3 protein-coding genes and 1 pseudogene are annotated in these 2,490 nt (G+C 72.4%); 2 read left to right on the top strand and 2 right to left on the bottom strand.

Annotation, left to right across the window (positions count from 1 at the left end; all coding sequences use genetic code 11):
* Positions 1-36: 36 nt before the first annotated feature.
* On the top strand, positions 37-693 hold the full coding sequence (locus VN520_RS26495; protein ID WP_414719962.1) for a hypothetical protein: 657 nt from the start codon (positions 37-39) through the stop codon (positions 691-693).
* Positions 694-1,011: 318 nt separating this feature from the next.
* Positions 1,012-1,212: pseudogene (locus VN520_RS26490) on the top strand (response regulator transcription factor); the annotation flags it as partial.
* A gap of 7 nt (positions 1,213-1,219) precedes the next feature.
* On the opposite strand, the gene VN520_RS26485 reads toward VN520_RS26490, so the two are convergent.
* Together VN520_RS26485 and VN520_RS26480 are read right to left on the bottom strand one after the other, a co-directional pair.
* Positions 1,220-1,594, bottom strand: a complete 375-nt coding sequence (locus tag VN520_RS26485; protein WP_414719961.1) for a DUF6191 domain-containing protein — start codon at positions 1,592-1,594, stop codon at positions 1,220-1,222.
* Positions 1,595-1,646: 52 nt separating this feature from the next.
* On the bottom strand, positions 1,647-2,490 hold an 844-nt coding region (locus VN520_RS26480), incomplete at its 5' end, for a PQQ-dependent sugar dehydrogenase (RefSeq protein WP_325749460.1).

Genomic DNA, 2,490 nt, shown 5'->3' with positions numbered 1-2,490 from the left:
AGGAGGTTCTCATCCGGGCCCCCTAGCGTGCGGCGCATGAACACCTCCCCCTCCACCCCGACCACCGACGACACCGAGGAGAAGAACGCGGCGGACCGGACCGCCGCCGCGCCGGACGCGACGAAGAAGGCCGGCCTCGCGGAGGACGCCGTGCCGGCCGACGTGGCACCGGGCGTGACCCCGTCGGACGTGACCGCCATGGACGTGGCGGCGACGGACGCAGCCGCGGAGGACGGCCCGGAGGCCGAGCTGGAGCCCGATCCCTACGACGAGGCCGAAGCCACCGCGGCCGCCGGGGTGGGTACCGGAGCCGCAGCCGTCGTGGCCGCAGGGCTCGGCATCGTCTCGCTCTCGGGTGCGTGGACCGGCCGCGTCGCCGCCGAACGCGAGACCCTGATCGGCCAGATCAAGACCTCCGGCGGCGGGAGCGCCGCCCAGCAGATCTCCGAGATCTACGGCGACGCCTGGCACAGCACGGCCCTCGTCAACGGGCTCTTCGCACTGCTCGCGCTGATCGTCGGAGTCTTCGTCCTGGTCCGGCCCGCCTTCGGTGCCCCCTCGCTGCACCCGCAGGCGGGCTGGGTCCGCTCCGTCGCCACGGCCGGCATCGCCCTCGGAGTGCTCGGCCTGCTGATCTCCGTGGGCATGTACCTCGACCTCTTCGTCGCCCTGCCGTCCGCCGCCGGAGGCTGAGACCCCGCGGGAAGCCGCCTAAGGCATCCGTCACGCGGACCCAAGACCCCCGCCCACGAAGACGCGGCGCTCGCCCGATGCGGCGGCGCCCCCTGGCGAACGGGAGTGGAGGCACGGCGACAAGCCGTGCCTCCACTCCCGCTCCACACCGGGGAGAAGACGAGGTACGGATACGAACTCCACCAGCTCAACTACGCCGAGCTGATCCGCAGGGACGAGGAGGAGCGCGCCGCCCGCCGGGTGGCGCTCGCCCGCCGCGCCGCCCGCCGCGCAGAACGACACGACACCGAAGGGCGGGCGGGGAAGAACCGGAGCTGGTTCGTCCGTACTGCGCGGGAGCAGGAGATGCACCGGCCGGTCGCTGCGGGATACACCAGCCGGCGGATCGCGGAGGAGCTGTGCGTCTCGCCGAAGACCGCCAGCGTGCACGTGTCCGACATCCTGGCCAAGCTGAGCGTCTCCAGCCGTGGCGGGGCAGCCGCCCTCGCCCACCGCTTCCGGCTGTACCCGGTGGGATGAGACCGGACTACGTGCGCGGGGGGCGCTCTTCCCGATCGCCGGCCGGGCCCGCATGCGGCCGGGCCCGGACACCGTCCGGCTGATGCCCCTCGGCCCGGCTGTCCTCGGGCCGGCTGTCCTCGGCCCGGCTGTCCTCGGGCCGAGGGCGGTCCTGCTGGTCGTCCTCGGGCCCCGGCCCCTCGTCAGGCCGGCCGGGCCCGGGCGGCGGGCGCAGAAGCGTCACCTTTCCGGAGGTGAGGTCTATCGGGCCGCGCGCCGGGTCACCGGTGCCCAGGTCCACCCGGCTCAGCTCCAGCCGCTTCTGCTCCTCGGCAGTGTGCTTCCGGCCCGGTGCGAAAAGCTCCTCGAAGAAGTTGAACACCTGCTGTGCTCCCTCCGGCATCCCGCCCGCCGGCGACGATAAGCCGACAGGCCCTGACGGGCCCCGCCGCCGGTCAACGCACCTTCAGGAGCAGGATCCGGTCGTCACCCGACTGCACGGCGCCACGGCCGTCCGTGTTGCTCGTGACCAGCCACAGCTTGTCCCCACCCGCGGCGAGCACCGTGCGCAGACGCCCGTACTTCCCCTCCAGGAACGCCTGGGGACCGGCCAGTGGTTCCCGGTCCGCCTTGCCCGACAGGGGGATCCGCCAGAGTCGCTCACCCCGCAGCCCCGCCATCCAGATCGACCCCTCGGCATACGCGATCCCGCTCGGTGAGGCCTCGGACGTCTTCCACTGGGCCACCGGGTCGACGAATCCCGACCTGCCCTCCTTGCCCTCGGCATCGGGCCAGCCGTAATTCCTGCCCGCCTCGATCCGATTCAGCTCGTCCCAGGTGTCCTGGCCGAATTCCGCCGCCCAGAGCCGCTTCCCGCCGTCCCAGGCCAAGCCCTGCACATTGCGGTGCCCGTACGAATAGACCAGCGAATCGGCCTCGGGATTGCCGTGCACCGGCTCCCCGTCGGGAGTCATCCGCAGGATCTTGCCCGAGAGGGACGCCTTGTCCTGGGCGAGCCCTGTCTCACCCGTCTCGCCGGTGCCCGCGTACAGCATGCGGTCCGGTCCGAAGGCGATCCGCCCGCCGTTGTGGATGGAGCCCTTGGGGATCCCCCGGAGAATGGTGTCCGGTGCCCCCAGCTGCTGACCGGCGGGCTTCTTGTCGTCGTACAGAAGGCGGGCGATGCGGTTGTCCGACTCGGTGGTGAAGTACGCGTAGATCAGGTGGTCCGAGCCGTAGGTCGGGGCGACGGCGAGGCCGAGCAGACCGCCCTCGCCGGCCGGCGCGACCCCCGGAACC

Origin of the sequence: Streptomyces sp. (genome assembly GCF_035563135.1) — a bacterium.
In the GTDB taxonomy this organism is placed as follows: Bacteria; Actinomycetota; Actinomycetes; order Streptomycetales; family Streptomycetaceae; genus Streptomyces.
Note: the sequence above shows the minus strand (reverse complement) of the source record. Positions and strands in the feature narration are given on the sequence as shown.

Coding starts and splice junctions, on each gene's coding strand:
- VN520_RS26495 (WP_414719962.1), top strand. CDS start 37: ATGAACACCTCCCCCTCCACCCCGACCACCGACGACACCGAGGAGAAG.
- VN520_RS26485 (WP_414719961.1), bottom strand. CDS start 1,594: ATGCCGGAGGGAGCACAGCAGGTGTTCAACTTCTTCGAGGAGCTTTTC.